Source organism: Alkalibacterium sp. m-11 (genome assembly GCF_054658155.1).
On sequence record NZ_BAAGIR010000197.1, the window covers coordinates 1 to 2,866 of the forward strand.

The following is a 2,866-nucleotide window of genomic DNA, read 5'->3' on the forward strand; positions in this document are numbered from 1 at the left end:
TCCCTCCTGGAGTACGTGTCTTAGTCGACAACCTAATTGTACCATATGGGGGGGTCCTTTTTTCTATGTTTTAAAAAAGTTGATTTATCAGGTGTTAAACACGACAAATAATTATGAAATTGGCTCAACTATACTATATGAAAAACAGAAGAATAGTGCAAGCGTTTTTATGAAATATTTTACTAAATATAGTAAAGCTATTTACTTTCAAGGAAAGCAGGCCTCTACGCCCGAAGTGGGTTGATTAAATTTAAGACTCAGTTTAACCTACTTCATCTACTTTAATCATTGTACTCCTAAAGTCACCGTTCAGCTGATAACTCCCCTGCTTCTGATCGGCTCCTAAAGGGGGATCAATATAGACTCCCTTGTTCATGAGTTCATCACCATGGAACAAACCTTCATAGCTGCTGATCTTATATGTCTTATTAGAATCCAGACCTTTAAATTTTAATCGTGGACGCATCTGATTTGACTTATCCAGTATGACAGTATAAAAGACAACAGACTGAGACTTTTCAGGATTGACAAACTGCCACGCTGTTTCATTATTGAAATCAAAAGGGCTTTTTAACCTGTAGAAATTTCCGAACTGAATCAGCTTTCTGTTCTGCTTGTAAAAATCAATTTGTCTTCTAACTGTCTCTTTTTCGAAGACGCTTAATTTAGTAGGATCAAGTTCATACCCTAGATTACCGGACATCGCTACATGACCCCTCATATCAAGCGAGGTCCACCTGTTCACTTGATGATTAGGTACAGCTGACACATGTGATCCGATAGAACTGATCGGCATCACAAGGCTGGTCCCTGTCTGTATTTCCAGTCGTGCAACAGCATCTGTGTTATCTGATGTCCAGGTCTGAGGCATGTAGTAAAGCATACCAGGGTCAAACCTTCCACCCCCTCCGGAACAGCTTTCCCACAGTATGTCTGGGTAAGCTGTCGTCAAATCTTCCAGGAGATCATAAAGTCCTAGAATATAGCGGTGAGTCACTTCCCCGTCAGAAACGCCCGGACTTTGAGACCCGATTTCCGACATGTTGCGATTAAAGTCCCATTTAATATAATCAATCGGGACTTCATCCAATATTTTTTTCAGCTGTGAGGCTATATTATCCCGCACAGCTTTTTGCGAATAATCCAGAATATACTGATTTCTACCCTTTGATGGCTGCCGACCTTCTGCTTTTAGGACCCAGTCAGGATGAGATTTAAACAAGTCGCTCTCTTCCGATATCATTTCCGGCTCGAACCATAATCCGAACTTCATTCCTTTAGCTCTAATTTTCTCAGCCAGTAGTTTGAGGGAGTTGGGAAGTTTCTTGTCATACACAAACCAGTCTCCAAGTGAAGTTGTATCATCATCCCTTTTGCCGAACCAGCCATCATCCAGAACAAACAGCTCTACTCCCAGTTCTACAGCCCGATCGGCCATTTCCAGAATTTTATCTTCTGTGAAATCAAAGTAGGTCCCTTCCCAGTTGTTAATCAGTACTGGTCTTTCTTTATACTGGTACGTACCACGAATCAGCTGATTCTGATAGAAATTATGAAGTGTCTGAGAGAAAGCATTCAGCCCCTTATCAGAGTATGCCATCACTACTTCAGGGGTGACAAAATGCTCGCCGGGATTAAGAGTCCACCTAAAATGTTCTGGATTGATTCCCGCCTGTACTCTAGTCTGATTATACTCAGTGACTTCTGTATTCATTACAAATTCTCCTGAGTAGACCATATGAAAGCCATAGACTTCTCCTGAATCTTCAGTAGTATGTGGATTAGTTAAAGCTATGAAGGGCTGGTAAGTATGGCTGGTTGTTCCTCGTTTCGAGTCTATCCGATGCACGCCCCGGTATACAGGGTGACGAACGAGATCCCGTTCTCTGCCCCAGGCTCCCGGCAGCTGAATACAATCAAACTCTGAGTGATCAAGATCAACGGACATACTGAGAAGTTTATCAATCTGAATGGACTCATCTCCAAAGTTTTCAATACTTACTGATCGGGTGATGACAGGGTAATTATTGAAAATTGTATAAATAAGATTTATTCTGCACTCACTTGACTCATCCTTGAGCTTTACTATAAGCGTTTCAGCACCTTCAGAATCCGAAACATAACTATGAGGGAGTCCATCGATCGCTGGCTTTCCCTTTATAATTTCATAGCCATCATATACAAGCTGACTCGAAAATGATCCATCTGAATAGGTCAACTTAAAGGATGACTCCCTGTAGTCGCCGTTATTATGACCGGGATACTCCTGAGGCAGTGTATTCATAGAGAGACCGTAAGTTACATCTCCTGCAGGATTAGGAGAGAACGACCGGTCCTTGATAGGAAAATCACTACCCCGGTAACTTTCACTGATTGCTTTACCCCAATACACATGAGAGAGATATTTATTATCCACTATTGCTATCTGATAACTGATCTGTTCATTCTTCAAGTGAAAACTGCTGAACTTCTTATTAAATCTAATCCCCATGATTTTCCTCCTCTAATAAATGCAGACGTTTACTAAAGAGTTTACATCATTTTTACTAAATTGCAACCATCTATAGTCCCTATTTCAGATGAATTATACTCATAAAGTTCCATCACTCTTCTCCAGACCTGTATATTACTTAGTATCGAGTAGGAGATAAATGATTAATTCATTTATCGTCCTCTCACACCACCGTACGTACGGTTCCGTATACGGCGGTTCAATATCTTAAGTAAGCAGACTCTGCCAGGTCTCGTAGTGAAACTACGTTCCACCGGTAGAGTCTTTTCGTTGTAAGCACCCAATGAACTTCAGGTGTTTTTGACAGTCTCCAGTATTTCTTTCTGGAGTAACCAATGCGTTTAGCACTGTCCA

1 protein-coding gene is annotated in these 2,866 nt (G+C 41.1%); it reads right to left on the minus strand.

Features of this window, described 5'->3' with window-relative positions:
* Nucleotides 1–262: 262 nt before the first annotated feature.
* Nucleotides 263–2,491 (minus strand): alpha-galactosidase, encoded by a 2,229-nt coding sequence (locus ACYQ2O_RS11540; RefSeq protein ID WP_459796658.1) that lies wholly within the window; start codon nucleotides 2,489–2,491, stop codon nucleotides 263–265.
* Between the last annotated feature and the right edge of the window lie 375 nt (nucleotides 2,492–2,866).

Bases quoted from the DNA above. Each gene is read 5' to 3' on its own strand.
- ACYQ2O_RS11540 (WP_459796658.1), bottom strand. From the start codon at position 2,491: ATGGGGATTAGATTTAATAAGAAGTTCAGCAGTTTTCACTTGAAGAAT.